This is a genomic window from Ligilactobacillus salivarius (genome assembly GCF_035231985.1).
Taxonomy (GTDB): Bacteria; Bacillota; Bacilli; order Lactobacillales; family Lactobacillaceae; genus Ligilactobacillus; species Ligilactobacillus salivarius.
Window position 1 is genome coordinate 1,036,961 of the sequence record NZ_CP117983.1, and the last position, 20,672, is coordinate 1,057,632.

At 32.4% G+C, this 20,672-nt stretch carries 16 protein-coding genes; 4 read left to right on the plus strand and 12 right to left on the minus strand.

Annotation, left to right across the window (positions count from 1 at the left end; all coding sequences use genetic code 11):
- Positions 1 to 6: 6 nt before the first annotated feature.
- From PTA89_RS05220 to PTA89_RS05250, 7 genes are all read right to left on the minus strand, one after another.
- Positions 7 to 1,578: a polysaccharide deacetylase family protein gene (locus PTA89_RS05220; RefSeq protein WP_227412243.1), complete on the minus strand. Its 1,572-nt coding sequence runs from the start codon at positions 1,576 to 1,578 to the stop codon at positions 7 to 9.
- The gene (wsfD, locus tag PTA89_RS05225) at positions 1,575 to 3,035 is read right to left on the minus strand and encodes a glycan biosynthesis hexose transferase WsfD (protein WP_193524405.1); all 1,461 of its coding nucleotides are present in this window, start codon (positions 3,033 to 3,035) and stop codon (positions 1,575 to 1,577) included. The genes PTA89_RS05220 and wsfD overlap by 4 nt, the downstream gene beginning before the upstream one ends.
- Before the next feature lie 11 nt (positions 3,036 to 3,046).
- Positions 3,047 to 4,102, minus strand: a complete 1,056-nt coding sequence (locus PTA89_RS05230) for a glycoside hydrolase family 8 (protein ID WP_193524406.1) — start codon at positions 4,100 to 4,102, stop codon at positions 3,047 to 3,049.
- Positions 4,047 to 5,213, minus strand: coding sequence for a GGDEF domain-containing protein (locus PTA89_RS05235; RefSeq protein ID WP_227412246.1), 1,167 nt, complete (start codon positions 5,211 to 5,213; stop codon positions 4,047 to 4,049). The genes PTA89_RS05230 and PTA89_RS05235 overlap by 56 nt, the downstream gene beginning before the upstream one ends.
- 372 nt (positions 5,214 to 5,585) lie before the next feature.
- On the minus strand, positions 5,586 to 6,878 hold the full coding sequence (locus PTA89_RS05240; protein ID WP_201897606.1) for an NCS2 family permease: 1,293 nt from the start codon (positions 6,876 to 6,878) through the stop codon (positions 5,586 to 5,588).
- Between the two features lie 123 nt (positions 6,879 to 7,001).
- Entirely contained in the window at positions 7,002 to 8,207 is a 1,206-nt protein-coding gene (locus tag PTA89_RS05245) for an NAD(P)/FAD-dependent oxidoreductase (RefSeq protein ID WP_289526312.1), read from the minus strand.
- Between the two features lie 13 nt (positions 8,208 to 8,220).
- Positions 8,221 to 9,126, minus strand: coding sequence for a prenyltransferase (locus PTA89_RS05250; protein WP_324177030.1), 906 nt, complete (start codon positions 9,124 to 9,126; stop codon positions 8,221 to 8,223).
- Positions 9,127 to 9,373: 247 nt separating this feature from the next.
- Here PTA89_RS05250 and PTA89_RS05255 point away from each other — a divergent pair, with 247 nt between their 5' ends.
- Complete coding sequence (locus tag PTA89_RS05255; protein ID WP_324177031.1) at positions 9,374 to 10,360, plus strand: polyprenyl synthetase family protein; 987 nt, start codon at positions 9,374 to 9,376, stop codon at positions 10,358 to 10,360.
- A gap of 40 nt (positions 10,361 to 10,400) precedes the next feature.
- Here PTA89_RS05255 and cydC read toward each other — a convergent pair whose 3' ends face one another.
- The 5 genes from cydC to asnA all read right to left on the minus strand — a co-directional run bounded on the left by cydC (position 10,401) and on the right by asnA (position 17,606).
- Positions 10,401 to 12,161 carry a thiol reductant ABC exporter subunit CydC gene (gene cydC, locus PTA89_RS05260; RefSeq protein WP_087250258.1) on the minus strand — a complete coding sequence of 587 codons (1,761 nt, stop codon included), beginning with the start codon at positions 12,159 to 12,161 and terminating at the stop codon, positions 10,401 to 10,403.
- Positions 12,154 to 13,878 carry a thiol reductant ABC exporter subunit CydD gene (gene cydD / locus PTA89_RS05265; protein WP_034990381.1) on the minus strand — a complete coding sequence of 575 codons (1,725 nt, stop codon included), beginning with the start codon at positions 13,876 to 13,878 and terminating at the stop codon, positions 12,154 to 12,156. The genes cydC and cydD overlap by 8 nt, the downstream gene beginning before the upstream one ends.
- On the minus strand, positions 13,878 to 14,894 hold the full coding sequence (gene cydB, locus PTA89_RS05270) for a cytochrome d ubiquinol oxidase subunit II (protein WP_003700429.1): 1,017 nt from the start codon (positions 14,892 to 14,894) through the stop codon (positions 13,878 to 13,880). Before cydB ends, cydD begins: the two co-directional genes overlap by 1 nt.
- The gene (locus PTA89_RS05275; protein ID WP_003706422.1) at positions 14,895 to 16,313 is read right to left on the minus strand and encodes a cytochrome ubiquinol oxidase subunit I; all 1,419 of its coding nucleotides are present in this window, start codon (positions 16,311 to 16,313) and stop codon (positions 14,895 to 14,897) included.
- A 282-nt stretch (positions 16,314 to 16,595) separates the two neighbouring features.
- Positions 16,596 to 17,606, minus strand: coding sequence for an aspartate--ammonia ligase (gene asnA / locus PTA89_RS05280; RefSeq protein WP_003706424.1), 1,011 nt, complete (start codon positions 17,604 to 17,606; stop codon positions 16,596 to 16,598).
- A gap of 286 nt (positions 17,607 to 17,892) precedes the next feature.
- On the opposite strand from asnA, the gene apf (PTA89_RS05285) reads away from it, so the two are divergent.
- The 3 genes from apf (PTA89_RS05285) to apf (PTA89_RS05295) all read left to right on the plus strand — a co-directional run bounded on the left by apf (PTA89_RS05285) (position 17,893) and on the right by apf (PTA89_RS05295) (position 20,637).
- Positions 17,893 to 18,900, plus strand: a complete 1,008-nt coding sequence (apf, locus tag PTA89_RS05285) for an aggregation-promoting factor (RefSeq protein ID WP_268857542.1) — start codon at positions 17,893 to 17,895, stop codon at positions 18,898 to 18,900.
- 110 nt (positions 18,901 to 19,010) lie between these two features.
- Complete coding sequence (locus tag PTA89_RS05290) at positions 19,011 to 19,337, plus strand: rhodanese-like domain-containing protein (protein WP_081534687.1); 327 nt, start codon at positions 19,011 to 19,013, stop codon at positions 19,335 to 19,337.
- Between the two features lie 604 nt (positions 19,338 to 19,941).
- A complete protein-coding gene (gene apf / locus PTA89_RS05295) occupies positions 19,942 to 20,637 on the plus strand; it encodes an aggregation-promoting factor (protein WP_324177032.1) in 696 nt (231 codons plus the stop codon).
- Positions 20,638 to 20,672: the final 35 nt, after the last annotated feature.

Here is a 20,672-nt window from a genome sequence, read left to right on the forward strand (position 1 = left end):
ACTTTCCTACTTTCTTTTAAATTTATCCCAATAAACTTTGCGACCTTTATAAATAAGTAAGACAAAGCCTATCAAAGTTACTAAAATGAAGACTGTTAAGAATTTACCTTGATAAGATAAGATCAAATTCAAACCAGTTTCTTGGTATTCTTTGTGTTTATGTTTCTTTTGAACTGGAGCAGTATCACTAATATTTTGTTCATTACCATTAACAAAATACGTTCCAGCATGGTATTCCAACTTCATTTTTGCAAAATTCATTTCTCTTGAATTATCTTCTGCAGCTGGATTTTCCCAATTTAATTCTGATCTCGAGACACTCTTCTCAACCTTACGTAATTCCGACAATGTTCGTGGCATTTTTATATTCAAGGCTGTCGGTAAAGTGTAATTTAAATTATTTGCTTTAGTCAAAGATACCGTCGTTTTAGCCTTATCCAAATCTTTTAAAGACATTACATAATATGCCTTATCAAATTCTTGACTATAATCCGTTTGCTTAACTTTTGGATATGTTTTAGGATCTGGCAGTAGCAAAACATTAGAAGCTGATTTTAATCCGACTTTTCCTAAAACTGCATCCTGATTCCAATGATTAGGCGTAGATAAACCAGTTGGATAAACACCACTTCTTACCATTAATTGCAGACGTTCACTCATTGTTGCCTTTAAATTCTGCGCATTAATTTCTTTGCCAGTATAGGAATATAAATATGGTACTCGCATAAAAATAATTCCATTTTTCAATTCAATCATTCTTAAAGAATACATATATTTCTTATAAGCAAATTGATTGGTATTACCTTCGACATTAGTTGCACTGACTGCAAAAGGAATATTATTACGATATAAATCATCAACTAACTTATCAAGATATTCTAGATTACTTGTTGGTGTAACATTATTAATTACTAATAATGGCCTACTATCTGTCTTCGTATTAAACAAATCAGCAATTAATTTCTCTTCACAATTAACTGCTAAACCACTAGTATTCCAAAATGGTAGGAAGGCATTACTATCTACTTTGACCCCATATGGTAAAGTTTTTTGATTCCCTACATTTTGCGTATTCAAAACACCATATTTGTCACTACCAGCAACGTCTACCAAATATTCCATTCGATTAGTATATGGCATCTGTTCTGTTATTCCATCATCTGACAGTGTTAACTGCTGCCTAATAATCATACCTTTTTTTGCATGTAAGCCTTCTAATTCATCATCTTGTAAATTAGGCCCAATATGCAATTTAGTACCTGAGAATTTAGCTCTATCATGTGTAAAGCTATCATTACTTAAATCAGCTTCCTGCCAATTAATCAGAGTTACTACTCCCCGATATTTGTTGTCGCTCAATTCTCCACTTCGGTAATTTTCTAACATAAATGTTTTTATCTTTAATCCGTCTGCCGTTAACATTCTTTGCACAGAATCGATTTTTTTAGAACCGTTATAATAGACATTTTCACTATCATACACTAACAAAACTGGTCGGTTATCATCCGCCTGTACTGGAATATGTATACTCAAGATGCTGAGGATTGACAAACAAATTAATAATAAATATCTTTTCAATATTCACCCTCCCTCGAAGGATGCCAAAAATTATGATGTAAGACATCTGAAATTATCTGCAAGAAAATTAAGTTTAATGATAAAGGTACCATCAATAAATGCTTGGCTAAATCAGCATCACCGTCACCAACAACCGCTGTAATAAAGGTCCCTATTACCATTGTTGTATATCCAATTACCATAAAAACTTTAATTGCAGATTCCATTTCATTACTTTTTACGCTAATAACAAAAATTACTATATATAAAGCAACTAAAACTACACATAATGTCATATAGAAAGCAAACTTTTTAGGAAAGAAAGCTTTCATCATCGCTCCATATAAAGTAAAGTATTGTACTTGTTGATGCGGCTTTGCACCAGATTTTTTAGTAAAATCACCGACCGCTTTAATTTGTACCAGGTAGCCATCGCGTGCAGCTACGTCTAACATTTCATTAAATTGTTGTTCATGTGTTAGATAATATTTCAAAATCCAAGCAAAATTATATTTTGGAATAAAGTCCTTGGTTATGTTTTTGGATTTAATAGATGTTGCGGCATAAGTCTGAGTATAAATATCTCCTTTCAACAATCCATATTGACGAGATATTCCACCTTTTTCTAGAGAATTACCAGGATCTTGTTCTTTTAACATTACCCCTCGAGTCATTGATTGGTAACTATTAATATTACTGAATTGATCTGTAATCATTACATAAGTCGCAATCCCTGATCCCAGCAAGATTAAACAAGAAATCGGAATTAGTAATCTAGAAAGCTTGTTTCTATATACAAAATAAATTCCGATCGTAACCATAACTAAACTCAATGCTAATGGTGCATTTTGCTGTTTAACAGTTACCAATGCTAATGATGCTAAAAAATACACTGCTAGCATATACCAACTACGAGCAAAATGTTTTTTCATCAGTAATAATAAGGAAGCTGTAATATACATCATTGCTATTATCATAACTGGTTCAGCGAAAAAAGAGTTAAAATATAATGTCAGCGATGAATCAGCAAACATAAAAACTACAATTAACGCTATTACATAATCTACATTTTTTTGCTTGTTTGAGTTTGTCACAGCTAGAGTTAGTAAGTAAATTGCCCCTAAATAAAAGACGTAATAAACTAATCCCATAAACCTAATATCAAACACTGTTTTGCTGTAGAATAACTTATTTAATAATACTGCTGTTTTTACAAAAATACCTTGCGAAGAAAACAACATCGCAATATGTTCATTGTAGTATTTAAATAAACCATAATGTTGCGTTAAATAAGTTGTATACTGGTAATTCTTCGTATCTAATGGGTAGATTCCATTGATATAAATTACCCTGGCAAAATCCCCGTTATCTGCATATCCATTAATTGGAGATACAAATAACAAATACCCCACTATCACTGCTGCTAAAACACAGGCTAATAGGGGCGGAGAAATATTTTTCCTAAATTTTTCTATCATTGCTCACATTCCTATTGATTTAATGCTACTAAAGCATTTAATTCATTAAATGAATATACCTGTTTAGTCTTACTATCTCCAAAACTTCCGTAAATTTCAGATTTCTTATCTGTAACTTGCATCGATAGTAAAACTTTTTTTGCAGCATCATACAATTGGTCATCATGAACTGTATTCCCTATCATCATCGCAATTGCATAATTAGCTGCTGAAGTAGACTTATCTTCTGCCTTTCCTGTAACAGAATAAGCATTGTATAAAGTTTGTGTGTCTACTTTTTGTTTTACCCAATTCAAACTATCTTTAGGTAACTTATCTACCTCAGCTAAATGTAAAAATGTTATTAAAAGCTGAGGAGTTACCAACTTATCTTTAGCATATTTTTTATCCTTTAAGTTATAACTTTGATAATATAATGGCACTTCATGACTAATTTTACCCTCTTCCACTACTCGTAAAGCTTTGTGATAACTCCTTGAATCTAATTTCTTCAAAACAGATAAATCTTGGTAGCACAAAGTAACCAACTGATTATGTGTCTTACTATCAAGACTATACATATCAGTCAATAAGCCTGCTTGTTTCACTCTTATACTTAATTTCTTGTATAGATCTTTAACTTCAGACTGATACTTTTTTGTGTGATTAACTTTATCATAAGTCATTAGTGCGGATATAATACGCAAATCATCCACTGTTGCATTAACTTGATATTTATCTGGATGTTTGGCATCAAAACGATATAAGAATACTCCTTGACGATAAAAAGTTTTCTTCGTTAACGCATAAAATGCTCTAAACTTTTTATTTTGCTTTGTTTCAGCTAAATATTGCAGATAATATCCAGATGATTCACTTAAATATTGATGACCTGTTGCTAAAGTATCATCATTGCCTGTTTTTGCTAAATAATTAGTATATATTCCATATTTTCCTGTTAGCTTATTATCTATGAAATGAACCAGTGCATCACTAGAAGTAACTGTATCTGCCTTAACTAAATTTGGAAAATTAGTAGCTAAGAGGCATATCAGTATCAGTAGACTTCTTTTCCAAATCTTTAGCACAGGTTACACTCCCCTTTTTATGTCGTTTACTGTAATAGAGTGCTTTATCGGCCTCTCTTAAAACAGTTCTGATATCTTTCTTATCACATCCTAGGGCAATTCCTCCAGAAAATGTGACTGTAATTTTATCACCGGTTGCTGTTACATAATCTTTAGTTCGTAATTCTTCAGCTAGTTTATCTGTCATCTCTAGACAATCTTCAACTGTTACTCCATGTACAGAAATACAAAATTCTTCTCCACCAAAACGATATACTGAAGCTAACTCGCCGAAATGAGCCTTAACTTCAGCAAATAAACGTTTAGTAAAATAAACTAATACATCATTACCCTCAAGATGACCATAAGTATCATTAATCTTTTTGAAATCATCAATATCCAAGATGCATATTATTTGATGTTTACTACTTTTTTGTGATAATTCATTCATATGACTATGAAATGAATCATAATTTAACAAGTTTGTTAATCCATCATGAGATACATCATATCTTGCCATTCTCAATTCTTCATATTGCTTAGTTAAGAAGTTAACGTAAACATTTGCCACAGCAAACATTAACAACGTCCCTAAAGTTACATCTATTATTGACGCAAATGTAAAATATGTTGCACTCATCGCATGATATTTACCAGGTAACACAAAATAAACCAATGGTGGAATTTGGTTAACAATTAGGAATTCTAATGTACATCGGTAGATCAATGGTAGTGCTTCAATTCTAATGAAGATTTCACATACAATGATTAGTAGTGCACCTTCCCAAGCAAAATTGAACATCGCTGCCGCAGGAATATCGTTGATAGTATATAGAAAGAAATTATCAAATAATGGCGCAAGTGCTAACATTACATATCCTAAATACTTTTCACGCATGTAATTTGATAAATAGAAGCTCAAAATTGCCATTGAATATTGATAATACAAGCCATCAATTGTGGAGTGACAAAATTCTATAATAAAGAATTGATATAAGCCAAAGATTAGTAATACAGCAACATAACTTTGAACCTTACTTAAACGTTCCTCAATATAACTTTTATAAAAAGTCCATTGACTGTATAATAGGCTAACTATCATCAAAGGCATAACTAATGACAAAATAATCATCTTATACAAGGGCGTTCACCACCTAAATACTAAAATAAATTATCTTTCACTCTAAAATTATTATTCATACTATTAGATAATATAAATATTTTCTTTAATTGTCAATCATCATTTTTTAGCGATATAATAACCATTTTAATAAGCATTACTAATTATTTCCTAGTATTTTTACCAATTTTTCTAAACATTATATAATAATATCATTATAAATTATTTATGTTATTAAAGTAAGTAATCGAAATAAATTTACGTATATCCGTAAATTTTCTGATATTTTATAATGTTAATTATGATAAAAATACTATTTTTATATCATCTAAAATTTATATTTTTCTATAAAAAAAGCGTCTGCGTACTCACGCAAACGCTAATCTACTGTCCTATGATAGATTCACAAATAAGTTGAATCAAAAATAAGAAACTTAAAACATACATGACTTTAGAAACATCTTTATAATTTCCTACTACTAATTTACAGATCGGATACACGATGAATCCAAAAGCTAGACCTGTTGATATCGAACTAGTTAAAGGAATTAAAACTAAAATTAAGAATGTTGGAAACCATTCACTAAAATCTGCAAATTTTACAAATCTTAATTGTTGCATCATAATGGCTCCTGTAATAATTATTACTGGTGCAATCGCTGATTCAGGTATAAATGATAATAATGGAATCAAGAAAATTGCTGCTAAAAACAATAACCCTGAAGTAATTGCCATTGCCCCTCTACGACCACCACTTTGAATACCAGAAGCACTTTCAGCTGCTGCTACTGTTGGACTAGTTCCTAAAAATCCTGAAAGAAAAGCTGCAATTGAACTTGCTTGAAATGCCTTTTTGAACTGTGATTTAACTGGCAGTAACCCTTCTAAAATCCCCATCGATTCAAAAACTAAGATCATTGTCATAGAAAAGATTGCTATTAAAAATTTTAACGTAAATAGCTGACTAAAATCACCTTGAGCAACAATTTCACTGTACTTACTAATCTCGGTCAATCTAATATTAGGTACGTTCGAGCCCTTCACTCCGATGATATTCCCTAAAATACTAATCACAATTATTCCTATTATAAAATCACCTGGAACTCTACGTAAAAATAAGATCAAAGTTAACATTATTCCTAATAAGGATAGAATAACTTCAGGTGCTAATAAGTTACCCATAGCTAGTAAAGATCGACTGCCACCTGACTTAACAATGCCAGCTTTTTCTAATCCTAAAACTACTAGGAACATTCCAATTCCAGCTGTTATCCCTATCTTTAAATTTTGTGGTATCTTTTGTGCTAAATACTCACTAATTGGAGTAAACGCTATTACCATGTATAAAAAGCTACTAATTATTGAGATCGCAACAGCTTGTTCCCAAGTTAAATCCATCCCTACAACTAAAGTATAGGTAAAAAATGCATTAACCCCCATTCCTGGAGTAATGATAATTGGCGCATCAGCCCAAATACCCATTATTAATGAACCTATAAATGAAGAAAAAATTGTTGCAAAGACACTTAAATTAGCTGGAATTCCTGCATCAGTTAAAATTATCGGATTAACAATAATAATATAAGAGATTGCAAAGAATCCTGTAATCCCTGCTAAAATTTCCTTTTGAATTGGTGTTTTCTTGGGTTGCCAAGATCTTTTTATTTTATTTTCCATACTTTCGCCCTTTCTCTTAAAGTGCAACTATTTTAATGTAGCGGAAATAGGTTTCATAGTCAAGGGATAGCCCATAAAAAAGAGCCACCTCACCTAAGCGAGATAGCTCTCTTGTCATTAATTCTAGTGATATAAGTCGAAACGACCTTTAGCAAATAATTCTTTTGCCCCACCAATATCAGCTAATGATTTGTTCATAATCATCTTCTTGACGAATGAAGCTGGGAAACCTTTGTATTCTTTCTTACCTACAAGACCAAAGGCATGTGTGTTACCAACAGAAGCAACTGTACCTAAGGAGTTGTAACTAAATGGTTCTGGAACGTCACCCTTCAAACGTTGAGCAATTGCATGTCCAACATAAGCACCCATACGTGTAGCAATTTGAGCTGTTGTTGGGTATGGACGATCTGTTGCCTTATCCATAAGAGCAGATACGTCACCAATGATGTATAAATCATCATGATCTGGATCAAGTAAGTTATCATTAACAATTACACGACCACGACGTTCCTTGAAACCAGATTCACCCATAACGGGACTACCACTAACACCAGTTGTCCAAATAATTGTCTTACCTGGAACTGCTTGAAGTTCTTCGTTATCTTGTGTTGCGTACATTACACGACCATCTTGGATTTCTTTAATCATGCAACCCGTCATGATCTTAACACCTAAACTCTTAACTAATGATACACCGTAGTTTGCAAGATTTTCACTAAACATTGGTAATAACTTAGTTGCAGCTTCAACAATTGTGATAGAAATTTCAGATTCGTCTACACCTGCAAGCTTAGCATATTTTGGACGTTCATCAACTAAAGCACCTGCTAATTCGATACCTGTGAAACCAGCACCACAAACAACAATGTTCAAGTATTCCTTGTCTTGTGTTTCACGATACTTCTTCATAGTTTCAACGATGTGTTCATGAATAGCAACAGCTTGGTCAATATCTGTCATTTGTAAAGCATTATCTAAAGCACCTTTAATGCCAAATGTTTCAGATACAAAACCTAAAGCTAATACACAGTAGTCATAGCGTAATTGACCTGAATTCTTCAATTCAACAGTCTTCTTATCAGCATCTACTTTAACTACTTCATCTTGAATAAATTTAACCTTGTTATTCAAAACATCTTTAATTGGATATGTAATCTTGCTCTTGTCTACAGAACCTGCAGCAACTTCGTGCAATTCTGTAGCTTCATAATGATAATCATTCATATCAACTAAAGTAATATGAGCGTTGTCCCCTACTTCTTTTTGAAGATTTCTAACTGCTTTTAAGCCTGCATAGCCAGCACCTAAAACTAAAACTTCTTTCATGGTTTAAAACCTCCTACAAAAATAATAATCCAATAGAATAGGTTAGAACTTGTATAAATGAACCAAAAGCTAAAATCTTAACTGCACACTTAAATGTTTTGGATTTAACTTGTTCTTTCATCAACATCCTATCTTGTTTATATACAAATGGTATTGCCAACAAAGCTAACAAACTCGTCCACGGTGCTAGCTTGAGATAAAAAGATAGAATAATTGCAGCAAATGCTAAAACATTCTTCAAGCTAAATGCAAATAAAGCATTTTTCACACCAATAAAATGAACAATTGTATGTCGATTATTTCTTTCATCCTCGTCATAATCACAAATATTATTAGCTAACATTAGATTAGAGATCCATAAAATATTTGGTAAAGAAATCAAAAATACCTTAGCTAGATTCTCCCAATGCCATGAAAATATTTGGTATGAATTAAGATAAACACAGATTAAGCTTATTACAAAACCCATTGTAATACCGGAGAAAAATTCTCCTAAAGGTAAACTAGATAAAGGACGTGGACCTGAGGAATAGAAAATTCCTACAGCAAAACAAAACATTCCCATCCAAAGCAATGGCAAGCCAGTTACATATACTAGATATAGTCCCATAATTGCAGCAATTACTGTCATAATTGCTAAAATTACAAATACCAATTTAGGAGAGATATTTTCTCTTCCAATGATATTTGTCTTACGCTTATATTCTAGTTTATCAACTGCATGGTGATAATCATTATAATTATCTAATGCGTCAACTGCCATATTAAACAAAAGCATCGCAACAAAAAATATCACCGATAGACCTAAGTGTACTGAGTTATAGTAGTAATAACTAAAACAAATTCCTATCAAAAATGGTAAAATACTTGCCGTTTTAGCTTTGATCTCAACAAGCTCTAGGAAGACTTTTAAAGACAAAACTCTGCCTCCTAGTAAAATAAAATATATTACCCTCTACATAATATATTACCATATTCTTATGTAATTAGTTACAATAATCTCTCAAAAAATTCATGTTTAGCAAAATAATTTTGCTTATTTGTCTCAATTTTTTATTTACTCATTACAAAATCATATTCTTCAAAATAATTTTTAATTCATCGTGGTTGCACAGGCTATTTTAGGGTAAAATAGAAACATAGACTATCATTAAGGTGGTGAAAAAATGGCATTCAATTTATGGTTACAGTACCCTGAATTGGCAAAAGATATCGAAAAAGTTAAATATAATCTTCAAGATAAAATCTCTGTCGACTATCCTGATTTACAAGCTGCTCTATCAAAAATGGCAAGCAATGGCGGTAAATTTTTACGTCCAGCCTTTTTCTTACTATTTACCAAATTAACAGCAGACTTACAAAATCGTGTAGACGATAAAAAACTCATTGATATAGCTACTTCACTTGAAGTTTTACATATGTCCACACTTATTCATGATGATATTATTGATGATTCTCCTAAACGGCGTGGTGAAGTTAGTGTCCAAAGCCAATTTGGTAAGGATATTGCAGTCTATGCTGGTGATTATTTATTTACAGTCTTCTTTGATTTAATCACTGATAATGTTTTAGACACACCATTTTTTAAGATCAATTCAAGAACTATGAAGAAAATTTTATTAGGCGAATTAAATCAGATGAAACATCGCTACAATACCCAACAAACTTTCTTGAATTATTTGCGTAATGTAAATGGTAAGACCGCCTATCTTTTCCGCTTAGCAAGTGCTGAAGGAGCATATTTTGGTGGAGCTTCTTCACAAACCGTTAGCTTAGCTACTAGAATCGGACAAAATATCGGAATTAGTTTCCAGATTTTAGATGATATTCTTGATTATTCTGACGCATCAAGACTTAATAAACCAACTCTCGAAGATTTGGCAACTGGGGTTTATTCTTTACCATTATTGCTAGTTCTTAATGAAGATTCAGATGAATTACATACTTTATTAGCTAAAAAGCAAGACCTAACTTTACCTGAAATTCAACGTATCCAAGCTTTAGTCGTTGAATTAGGTGGTGTAGAAAAAGCTAAAGATTTAGCTGCTAAATTTACTAATAAAGCACTTATTGATATCGATAAATTACCTGATTCTACAGCTAAAAAGAAACTTGCTAAACTTACTAAAGTCTTATTAAAACGTACAAATTAAAAAGTCATCACTCTAATTTTTTAGAATGATGACTTTTATTTTATCGTCCTTCATCAATTGCTTTAAGCTTTTGATAACGTTCGTTTGTTTTTCTCAAATAATCAGGACTACCCTGCATTTCAATAGTTCCATCTTCAATAAAGATAACTTGATCCATTGCTTCAACACCTTGTAAGTGATGAGTTATCCAAATTAAAGTTTTATCTTTCAATTCACGATTAAAAATTGAAATTACTTCTTGTTCAGTTAATGGATCTAAGCCCACAGTTGGTTCATCTAAAATGATAATTGGAGCATCTTTTAACAAAATTCTTGCCAATGCCATTCGATGTCTTTCACCACCAGAAAAACGCATTCCGGCTTCGTCCACCATTGTTTCCAGTCCTTGTGGTAAAGCTTTAACCATATCTTTCAATCCTACACGTTCCAGCACTTGCCATACTTGCTCGATAGTAGCCTCTTCATTTCCGATTCTAAGATTATTTAAAATAGTAGTATTAAATAAATATGGAGTCTGATGTATTACTCCAATATAATTGGAAATTTGATCGCCAACTTTACTTACGTCAATACCATTTATAGTAATCGTACCTTCAGTAGCAACTCTATCCCCTCTAATCAAGTTAGCTAACGTACTTTTACCTGAACCACTTCGACCTAAAATTGCTAACTTATCGCCAGAAGATATATCTAAGTTAATACCCTTAAGGATTTCACGACTACCATTTTCATATCTAAAATGCACATTATCTAATTTAATATCATAAGGTGCAATTAATTTAATTTCTGATTTTTCTTCTTCAAATGAATTATCTTGTAGTCTATTTAATCTAACTAAAGAATCCTTATATACATTAGTTTCTTGTGAAGCAGCTGGAATTACTGCAAATGCATCAACTACAGGGAAAAGACACAAAACAAAAGCAGCAATCCAGTTAGCTAGACCTGTATATACTCCATTACTGCCACCTAGGTATGTACCGCCCCATAAAATAAGACTCACAACTACCAACATAAACACTAACTGTAAGAGATAATCTCTAATTTGATCAAAATGATGTAGTTTTTCTTGAACATCCATCAATTTTTCCTCATTTTGTTCATGTAGCTTAACATAATCACGACCACGTTGAGCAAAAATCCAATCTGTAATCCCAACAATATTATCAGTTAAGTCTAGGTATAATTCATTCTTTATTTTCTTTTCATATTCTTGTCTAGCACCATTTACGATAACTGACCAGATTGGGAATGCTACTAACATAATACCTATCATTAATAGCATCAAAAGCCCCATCCAAATTGAAAAAATACCAACTCCAATAACAACAAATACATAAAGTCCCCATGCAACAAAGGTTGGGAAAATGGTTCTTAAATATAAATTTTGGATGTGATTAATATCTTCTGATAATAATCCTAAAACATCGCCGAGTTGATACTTACTCTTAAAGAATACCGCATCTTTTTCCAAAGCCTTATACAACTTAACACGTAAATCAGAAGTCATTTTAAAAACCCAGTTATGACTTGTTAATCTTTCAAGATAATGGAATACCGGTCTACCTACACCAAATGCACGTGTCAAAACAATTGGAACATAAACTAGCAAAATATTTTCTGGACGTGTAGCCGAGCGACTAATTAGATATCCAGAATTAAACATCAAGGCTCCTGCACAAAAGAATGTTAGAATTCCTAAGAAAATTGCTAGTACCAAAGTTTTCTTGTATTTTTTCAAGAAAGGCTTAACCCAAGTATCTTTTTTCAATTCTTGTAATAATGGAATTTTCTTAAACATTCTTTTCACCACCTTTTGCTCGATTTAATAATTCATAGAAATATGCTTGATGAGCTAACAATTCATCATATTGTCCTTCTTCAGCAATTTTTCCGTCCTTTAAGACGACGATTTTATCCATATCTTTCATCCAATGTAGACGATGTGTAGCAAAAATTACCAATCTATCCTTCATTAAAGGTAACATTCTTTCCTTTAATTCCAATTCAGTCTCAATATCTAAGTGAGCTGTTGGTTCATCAAAAATTAATACTTTTCTTTGCTTATCTAAAAATGCTCTAGCTAAAGCAATTCGTTGAGCTTGTCCACCACTTAAAGTTCTTTGACCATTACCAATTAATGTATCAAGTTTATCTGGAAGTTCTTCTAATAAATCTTCCAATCCTACTGCTTTAATTGCTTCAATAATTTCTTCATCGCTAGCATCAGGTGTATAGAAAGCAATATTGTAACGCAAAGTATTATCAAAGATATATGGACTTTGTGGAATATAGATAATTTGATTTCGCCATGCATCTTCATTTAAATCAGTAGTTTCTTTGCCTTGAATTTCAAATTTTCCATTTTTTAAAGGTAAAAAGCCGCTTAACAAATTAATTAGAGTTGTCTTACCAGCCCCACTCATTCCAATAATTCCAACTTTTTGATAGCCTGTAAACTCTGTATTAAACTTAACTGGCTCTGCATTATCATCATAAGCAAACTCAATATTATCTAGTTTCAAACTATCTGTAGGTTGCCATTGATGAAGCTCTAACTTACTTTCTTTAACTTCAGCACTATTGATAATTTCTTGAATTGAGTGGAAGGAATTTTTCCCATTTAAAGTTGCATGATAATCATTAGCGAATGCTCTAATTGGTAAGAAGTATTCCGGCGATAAAATCAATACTGTTAAAGCTGGAAATAATGTAATTTCACCATTGATCAAACGTAATCCCAAAAATACAGCTACTACCGCGATTGATAAAGTTGTAAAAAAGTCTAACGCAAATGTTGAAAGAATTGCAACGCGTAATACACTCATTGTAGTCTTTCTAAAGCGTTCACTTGTCTTATAAATACTGTTGGCGTATCGTTTACTTAAACCAAAGTATTTTAATGTATCAATTCCTCGTAAAGAATCAATAAAGTGATTGGATAAACGTTGAAAAGAAACAAATTGTTTATCTGCCTTAGCCTTAGCTGCATATCCTAAAATAATCATAAACAATACAATTAAAGGATAGATGAAGAATAAGATTACTCCTGATACCCAATCCAGATAAAAGGCCATCGCTAAAACTACAATTGGCACAATCATCATACTAATCATTTTGCTAAGTGTTAGTTGAATATAATCTTCAACTTCAGAAATACCATCTAAAGTCAAAGTGACCATGTGTCCAGTTCCTTGTTTCTGTACCAATTCTGGACCTAAAATGAAGACTTTTTCTAATAAAGTTTTACGTAATTTCTTTGCTTCTACACGTGCATAATCGTCTAACCAGCGATTGCTCCACCATTGTAGCCCTTCTCTTCCAGCAAAAGAAATTATAAAACCAATAATATAAATAAATTGTTCCTTAAGTGGTTTTCCACTCCATAAATGTGTAATCACTAACCCTAGACTGACAGCTTGACCAACTATAAGAAAAGCTTGTAGGATATAAAGTCCTACAAGCCCTCTCATAGTTTTTTTAATGTCTGTCAGGGTTAATAAACCCTTATCAAACATTATTCACCCTCCGTTATAGTAGGCATTTTAATTCTTCTTCTGAAGATGTAGTATGCCCAAATTGTGTATGCCAATACAAAAGGTAAAAGACAGAATGTTGCAATTGTCATGATCTTCAAAGTATAAGGTGTTGAAGATGCTGTTGAAATTACTAAATTGTATTTAGCGCTGATAGAGGAAATCATCAAACGTGGGAATAAACCTGAGAATAGTAATGCTACTAAAGCTACTAAAGTCAATCCACTATAAATGAAAGAATTAATTTCCTTACCTTTAAATACTGATACATGTGCTAAAACAGTTAAAAGTACAATTACAACTAAAATAGCTAATGTGCTAATTGGATGTACTTTCAAGAAGTCTGTTTGGAAAATTAACAATAGTGCAAATACAACCAAACCTACATATAGTACCCAATATAAGAATTGAGCATAGTTCTTAGCTCTATCTCTGATAGCACCTTCGGTCTTCAATGCAATGTAGTTCAAACCATGTAAGTAAACTAATAAAGTTAAAGCTACACCACCGACAACTGAAAAGACATTGATGTAATCAAAGAAACCTGCATGCATATTACCATTAGCATCAATTGGCATGCCTTGAACCATACTGATGAATAAAATACCAAAGAAGAATGGTACGATGAAACTACCGATTGCTAAAGTCCAATCCCATGTTCTCTTCTTAGCACCTTCAGCATGATGTCTAAATTCAAATGATACTCCACGAATAATTAAACCTAATAGGATAATTAATAAAATTAAGTAGTATCCTGAGAATAAGGATGCATACCAGTAAGGGAAAGAAGCAAACATTGCCCCACCAGCAGTGATGAGCCAAACTTCATTTCCGTCCCAAACTGGACCGATTGTTCTAATTAATTGAGTTCTTTCAGCATCATTTTGTGCCAAAGTCTTAGTTGCCATCCCTACACCATAATCAAATCCATCAAGGAAGAAGAAACCTGCAAATAGTACCCCAATTAAAATGAACCATAAAAATTGTAAAGCAGTCATCTAAAACGCCTCCTTGTCAAAAGGATCTAAACCATGTTTTGCAAATTCAGGTTCACTAGCTTCGTCAGGACCTTTACGAAGTTCCTTAACTACAAAGCCAACCATTACAATAGCTAGAACTGTGAAGATTGCAAAGTATAAGATGTTTGAAATCAATAATGATGTTGCAGAAACACTTGGTGATACACTTTGTGCGATTGTAAATAATCCATATACAGTCCATGGGTAACGACCTAATTCTGTAATTAACCAACCACATGTATTTGCCAAGAATGGTGTAAATGTCATTAAAGCTACAACCCACAACATCCAATTTGTATTAAATAAGCTTGCCTTCTTCTTACGTGTGAAGAACAATCCTAAAGCAGATACAAGGAATGTTAAAGCACCAAAACCTGCCATTACACGGAAACTCCAGAATAATGTGTTAACTGGAACGTAGTAATTATTCTTAGTTCCGTATTTTGCTTGTAATTCTTTGTTGATTGTGTCCATACCTTTAACTGAACCAGTTGTCTTACCATAGGAAAGAACACTCAACATACCTGGAATTTCAATTGTATAATTTGTCTTATGATTCTTGGTATCAGCAATTCCGACAACTGTCCAACCTGCTGATTTACCAGTATCTTTGTACAATGCTTCCATTGCGCTAAATTTCATTGGTTGTGTGTGAAGTAAGTCTTTCATTTGAAGGTCACCTACACCCATTACAGATAAGGAACCTAGTAAACTTACGATCATACCTAAACGCATTGAACGTTTGAAAATATCCTTACTTACTTCAGATAGAGACTTTCTCTTCAAAAGTCTAAATGCAGCCATACCAGCTACAACTACACCACCCATCATGATAGCACCAGAAATAACGTGTCCCCATTCATACCAAACTTGTGGGTTTCTTAATAGAGCAGAAAAACTTGTCATTTCAGCACGTCCATTACGGATTGTGTAACCTACTGGATGTTGCATAAATGAGTTAGCAGTCAAAATCCAAAGAGCAGATGTCATTGTACCAATTACAACCATCCAAACAAAGAATAAGTGCAAACCTGGTTTCACTCTATCCCAAGTAAACATCCATAAACCAATAAATGTAGATTCAATGAAGAAAGATAGTAAAGCTTCCATAGCAAGTGGAGCACCAAAGATATCCCCCATGAATCTAGAGTAATCTGACCAGTTCATACCAAATTGGAACTCTTGAATAAGCCCGGTTACAACACCAACAGCGAAGCTCAACAAGAAAATATTCCCCCAGAACTTTGTCATTTTCTTATAAGCTTCGTTCTTTGTACGAACATAGCATGTTTCCATCAACGCAACCATAAAAACCATTCCGATTGAAAATGGAACGAAGAAGAAATGGAATATGGTCGTCATGGCAAATTGGAAACGAGCCAAACTTAAAATACTCATAACGATAAACCTCCATTCAAATTTTAAAAAAATCAGTATACCACTAACCTTAAATAATTCTTTACAATGTTATTTTAGCCTTTTTATTAATTGTTTTCAATATTTTATACCATCTTTGTTTGAAAATGTTTTCAATATAATTTTAATTAATTTAGATGGTTTACTTAAATACACAAAAAAATACTAGTAATCATTTAATTACTAGTACTTTTAATAAAATATTTAGTATCATATTTAAAATTACATACATTATTTATATCTAATGATGATTATCACTTGATACTACAAAATATGAATATCATTTTCTTCGCATTTTTTAAGCATTTCATCTGGCCAAATACTTGCTTGCACTTCACCAACATGTGCTTTACCTAGAAGTAACATACATAGACGAGATTGTCCAATTCCCCCACCAATTGTGTATGGTAACTCTTTGTTCAAAATCATCTTATGGTATTGTAATTTCAAACGATCTTCATCGCCTGTTTTCTTTAATTGCTCTACCATAGAATCTTCATCAACACGGATCCCCATACTTGATAACTCTAAAGCACATTGCAATGGTTCATACCAGAATAAAATGTCACCATTTAATTTCCAATCATCATAGTCAGGAGCTCTACCATCGTGACGCTTACCACTCTTTAGAACATCACCAATTTGCATTACAAAAACGCAACCTAGTTCTTTACAGATGGCATTTTCACGATCTTTAGCATCTTCTAACTCTGGATATTTATCTTCCAATTCTTGTGAAGTTATAAAATGAATCTTATCAGGCAAATGGTAAACAGCATTAGGGAATTTGTACCATACTTCGTGTTCCATATGCTTGACAACTTTAAAAATTAATTCAACTGTTTCTTTTAATGTCTTTTCATTGCGTTCATCTTTGGAAATAACTTTTTCCCAATCCCATTGATCAACATAACTAGAATGGAAATTATCCAAATCTTCATCCTTGCGAATAGCGTTCATATTGGTATATAAACCTTCATGTAAGCCGAAGCCATATTTCTTCAAGGCCATACGCTTCCATTTAGCCAAAGAATGGACAACTTCGATGGTTTCGCCAGGCATATCTTTCATAGTAAAAGATACTGGTTTTTCATATCCATTCAAATTATCATTAATCCCTGAACTCTTTTCGACATACATTGGAGCTGAAACACGATTTAAGCCCATTTCCTTGCCAAATTCATCTTGGAATGTTTCGCGAATATAACGAATTGCTTCTTGGGTTTCGCGGATTGATAATTTAGGATCATAATCCTTTGGAATAATTAAATCCAATCTAATCACTTCTTTTCTATTAATTAATACGTCATTAATACTACACTAAGCATCAGTAAATTACAATACTTTATCTAAAATAAATTTCTACTTACTATTAGCTATTTATCAACCTTTACCCAACTTTATTATTTTTTCTCCCCTTTCAAAAAAATAATTAAAAAAAGCTAAGATTACAAAAAATTAATATCTTAGTAATATTTTTACTATTTTAATGTAAACGATTTTTAGTTATACTATATAAGTATAGACAGAAAATCTATTTAATTTGGAGTGAACTTAGTATATGAAATTAAACAAGACTTTATTATCCTTAACTGCCGCTACTGGTATTATCGCAACTGGTGCAGCTGCTAATGGTGCTAAAGCTGACAAAATCACTGTAAAATCCGGTGATACTGTTTCTCAACTTGCTTTAGACCACGCTACTACCGTTGATAACGTACAACAATTAAATAATCTTGAAAATGTTGATTTGATCTTTGTTGGTCAAACTCTTGAAATGGGTGATGGTAGTTATACTACAACTACATATCAAACTGCCTCCCAATACCAACAAAATTACGCTCAAAATACAGATGCACAAGCTAACTATACTCAAACTAATTATAGTGCTACTCAAAATAATGTACCTGCTGCAACAGATCAAGTTCAAGATACTACAACTACTGTTGACCAAACAGCTACTCCTGCAGATACAACTACTCAAGATGCTCAAACTAATGTTGCTAGCGATACTACAACTTCTGAAGCACAAGTTGATGCTACAAATACTGATCAAGCAGCTACTACAACAAATGATACAGTTTCCACAAATACTACTGATCAAACAGCAGCTCCTGTAGAAACAGAAACTACACCAACTCAAACACAAACAGAAGTTCAAGCACCTGCTACTACAACATATGTAGAAAATACACCTGCTGAAACTCCTACTACAACTTGGACAGATACTACTAGTTCTGTAAATAATACTGTAGCTAATACTAACTCTAACTATTCTTCAGCAAGTACTACACCTGCTGCTACTACAACAGCTACTCAAAATACTACTACTAGCTCTACTTCTAACGATGAAGATGCTGCTAGAGAATGGATTGCTAATAAGGAATCTGGTGGTAGTTACACAGCTAAGAATGGTATCTACTATGGCAAGTATCAATTAACTGCAACTTACTTAAATGGTGACTATTCTGCTGAAAACCAAGAAAGAGTTGCTAATGAATATGTAGCTTCTCGTTACGGTTCATGGACTGCTGCTAAAGCTCATTGGGAAGCAAATAACTGGTATTAATATAATTACTATATATAGGAAGTTTTTATCTTCCTATTTTTTTATTGTATTCTTTGCAATTTTAACTTAAAATTGTCTATTAGATATACAAATTATAAAGGTGATTAAAAATGTTTTTTACTAATTTTTTTAGTAAGACTCCTACTATTACAACTGATAAATTAGCTGAATTATTAGCTAAAAAGACTCCGATAACGGTTTTAGATGTGCGAACTCCACCCGAATTCCACACTGCACATCTACCTAATGCTAGAAATTATCCTTTAGTTCAAATTGATAGCTATTCTAATAGTAAGAAAAATAGAATATATCTTATCAGTCAATCTGGTAAACGTAGTGAAGAAGCTGCTAAGATTTTGCGAAACAAAGGATATAAAGCCATTAATGTTAAAGGTGGCTTAGATAGTTGGACTGGTAAACTAGAACATGATAAATAATTTTGGCAAGGATTCGTCCTTGCTTTTTTATTACATAAATTTCTATCTGAAGTTCCCCTAGTTAAAATTTGTCGTCTAATTATGGGAGCTTTTATTTTAAAACTTACGAAAATAATCTATTTTAATAATAATTGCAATATATTATCTTCTTTTTTAGTTAAAAGTAAAATGTTATTTTATTATTAAGGGTTAAAAACAAGGAAAAGCCCTTCTATTTTTTATTTCAAAATAACAGTAATTTTACAAAAAATGGTATTTTGTCCAAATTCTAGCGTTTTTCAAGAAAAATTAGCAAAAATTCCTACTTTTTATCATTAAATATTTTCTAATAAACAAAATGCTTGACAAAAAAAGCCGATTTTTGTCATATAATTTCCACTCTTGAATTGCTATTATAGCAATGTTCTTATAAAAAAATGACGATTTTATGTTTCTGAATACTACAAACTGTAATAATTATTACATTAAATCTGATTTTAGTAACCTTTCTGGAATTTCACTGTTATATTCTTTCCGTATACTTTTAACCGTTGATTCGCATAACAGGCGAATTAAGTAGATACACAAATAATAGATTTAATTTACAGGAGTGAATATTTTTTATATGAAATTCAACAAAGCTTTATTGTCAGTTACAGCCGCAGCAGGTTTACTCGCAGTTGGAACTATTGCAGCAAATGCGGACCAAGTTACCGTACAACCTGGTGACACAGTTTCTAAGATTGCTCAAGAGCACAATACAACAGTTGATAGTATCCAACAATTAAATAACTTAGCAAACGTAAACTTAATTTATGCTGGTCAAACACTTGAAGTAGGTGAAAATGGTCAAGCAACAGCTTCTGCTAATACAACTACAACAAGTACTACAACAAATAACTACCAATCACCAGCTCAAACTTATAACAATAATTACCAAGCAGCTACAACACCTAGCTATAGCTACAATAACAATAATTACCAAGCAGCTACAACACCTAGCTATAGCTACAATAACAATAATAACTATAGCTATAACGCTAATACTAATACTCAAGCTGCTAACTCTGGTTACAACTATCAAGCTTCTGGTAGCTCAAGTGAAGAAGCTGCTAAAACATGGATTGCTAATAAGGAATCTGGTGGTAGTTATACAGCTACTAATGGTCAATACATTGGTAAGTATCAATTATCTGCATCATATTTAAATGGTGACTACTCTGCTGCTAACCAAGAAAGAGTTGCTAACCAATATGTAACATCACGTTATGGTTCATGGGTTGCTGCTCAACAATTCTGGCAATCACATGGTTGGTACTAAAATAAGACCATAATATAACGAAAGCAAGTAATTCT

Bases quoted from the DNA above. Each gene is read 5' to 3' on its own strand.
- PTA89_RS05290 (WP_081534687.1), top strand. From the start codon at position 19,011: ATGTTTTTTACTAATTTTTTTAGTAAGACTCCTACTATTACAACTGAT.
- PTA89_RS05235 (WP_227412246.1), bottom strand. From the start codon at position 5,213: ATGATTATTTTGTCATTAGTTATGCCTTTGATGATAGTTAGCCTATTA.
- apf (WP_324177032.1), top strand. From the start codon at position 19,942: ATGAAATTCAACAAAGCTTTATTGTCAGTTACAGCCGCAGCAGGTTTA.
- PTA89_RS05275 (WP_003706422.1), bottom strand. From the start codon at position 16,313: ATGAGTATTTTAAGTTTGGCTCGTTTCCAATTTGCCATGACGACCATA.
- PTA89_RS05240 (WP_201897606.1), bottom strand. From the start codon at position 6,878: ATGGAAAATAAAATAAAAAGATCTTGGCAACCCAAGAAAACACCAATT.
- cydD (WP_034990381.1), bottom strand. From the start codon at position 13,878: ATGTTTGATAAGGGTTTATTAACCCTGACAGACATTAAAAAAACTATG.
- wsfD (WP_193524405.1), bottom strand. From the start codon at position 3,035: ATGATAGAAAAATTTAGGAAAAATATTTCTCCGCCCCTATTAGCCTGT.
- cydC (WP_087250258.1), bottom strand. From the start codon at position 12,161: ATGTTTAAGAAAATTCCATTATTACAAGAATTGAAAAAAGATACTTGG.
- apf (WP_268857542.1), top strand. From the start codon at position 17,893: ATGAAATTAAACAAGACTTTATTATCCTTAACTGCCGCTACTGGTATT.
- PTA89_RS05245 (WP_289526312.1), bottom strand. From the start codon at position 8,207: ATGAAAGAAGTTTTAGTTTTAGGTGCTGGCTATGCAGGCTTAAAAGCA.
- PTA89_RS05255 (WP_324177031.1), top strand. From the start codon at position 9,374: ATGGCATTCAATTTATGGTTACAGTACCCTGAATTGGCAAAAGATATC.
- cydB (WP_003700429.1), bottom strand. From the start codon at position 14,894: ATGACTGCTTTACAATTTTTATGGTTCATTTTAATTGGGGTACTATTT.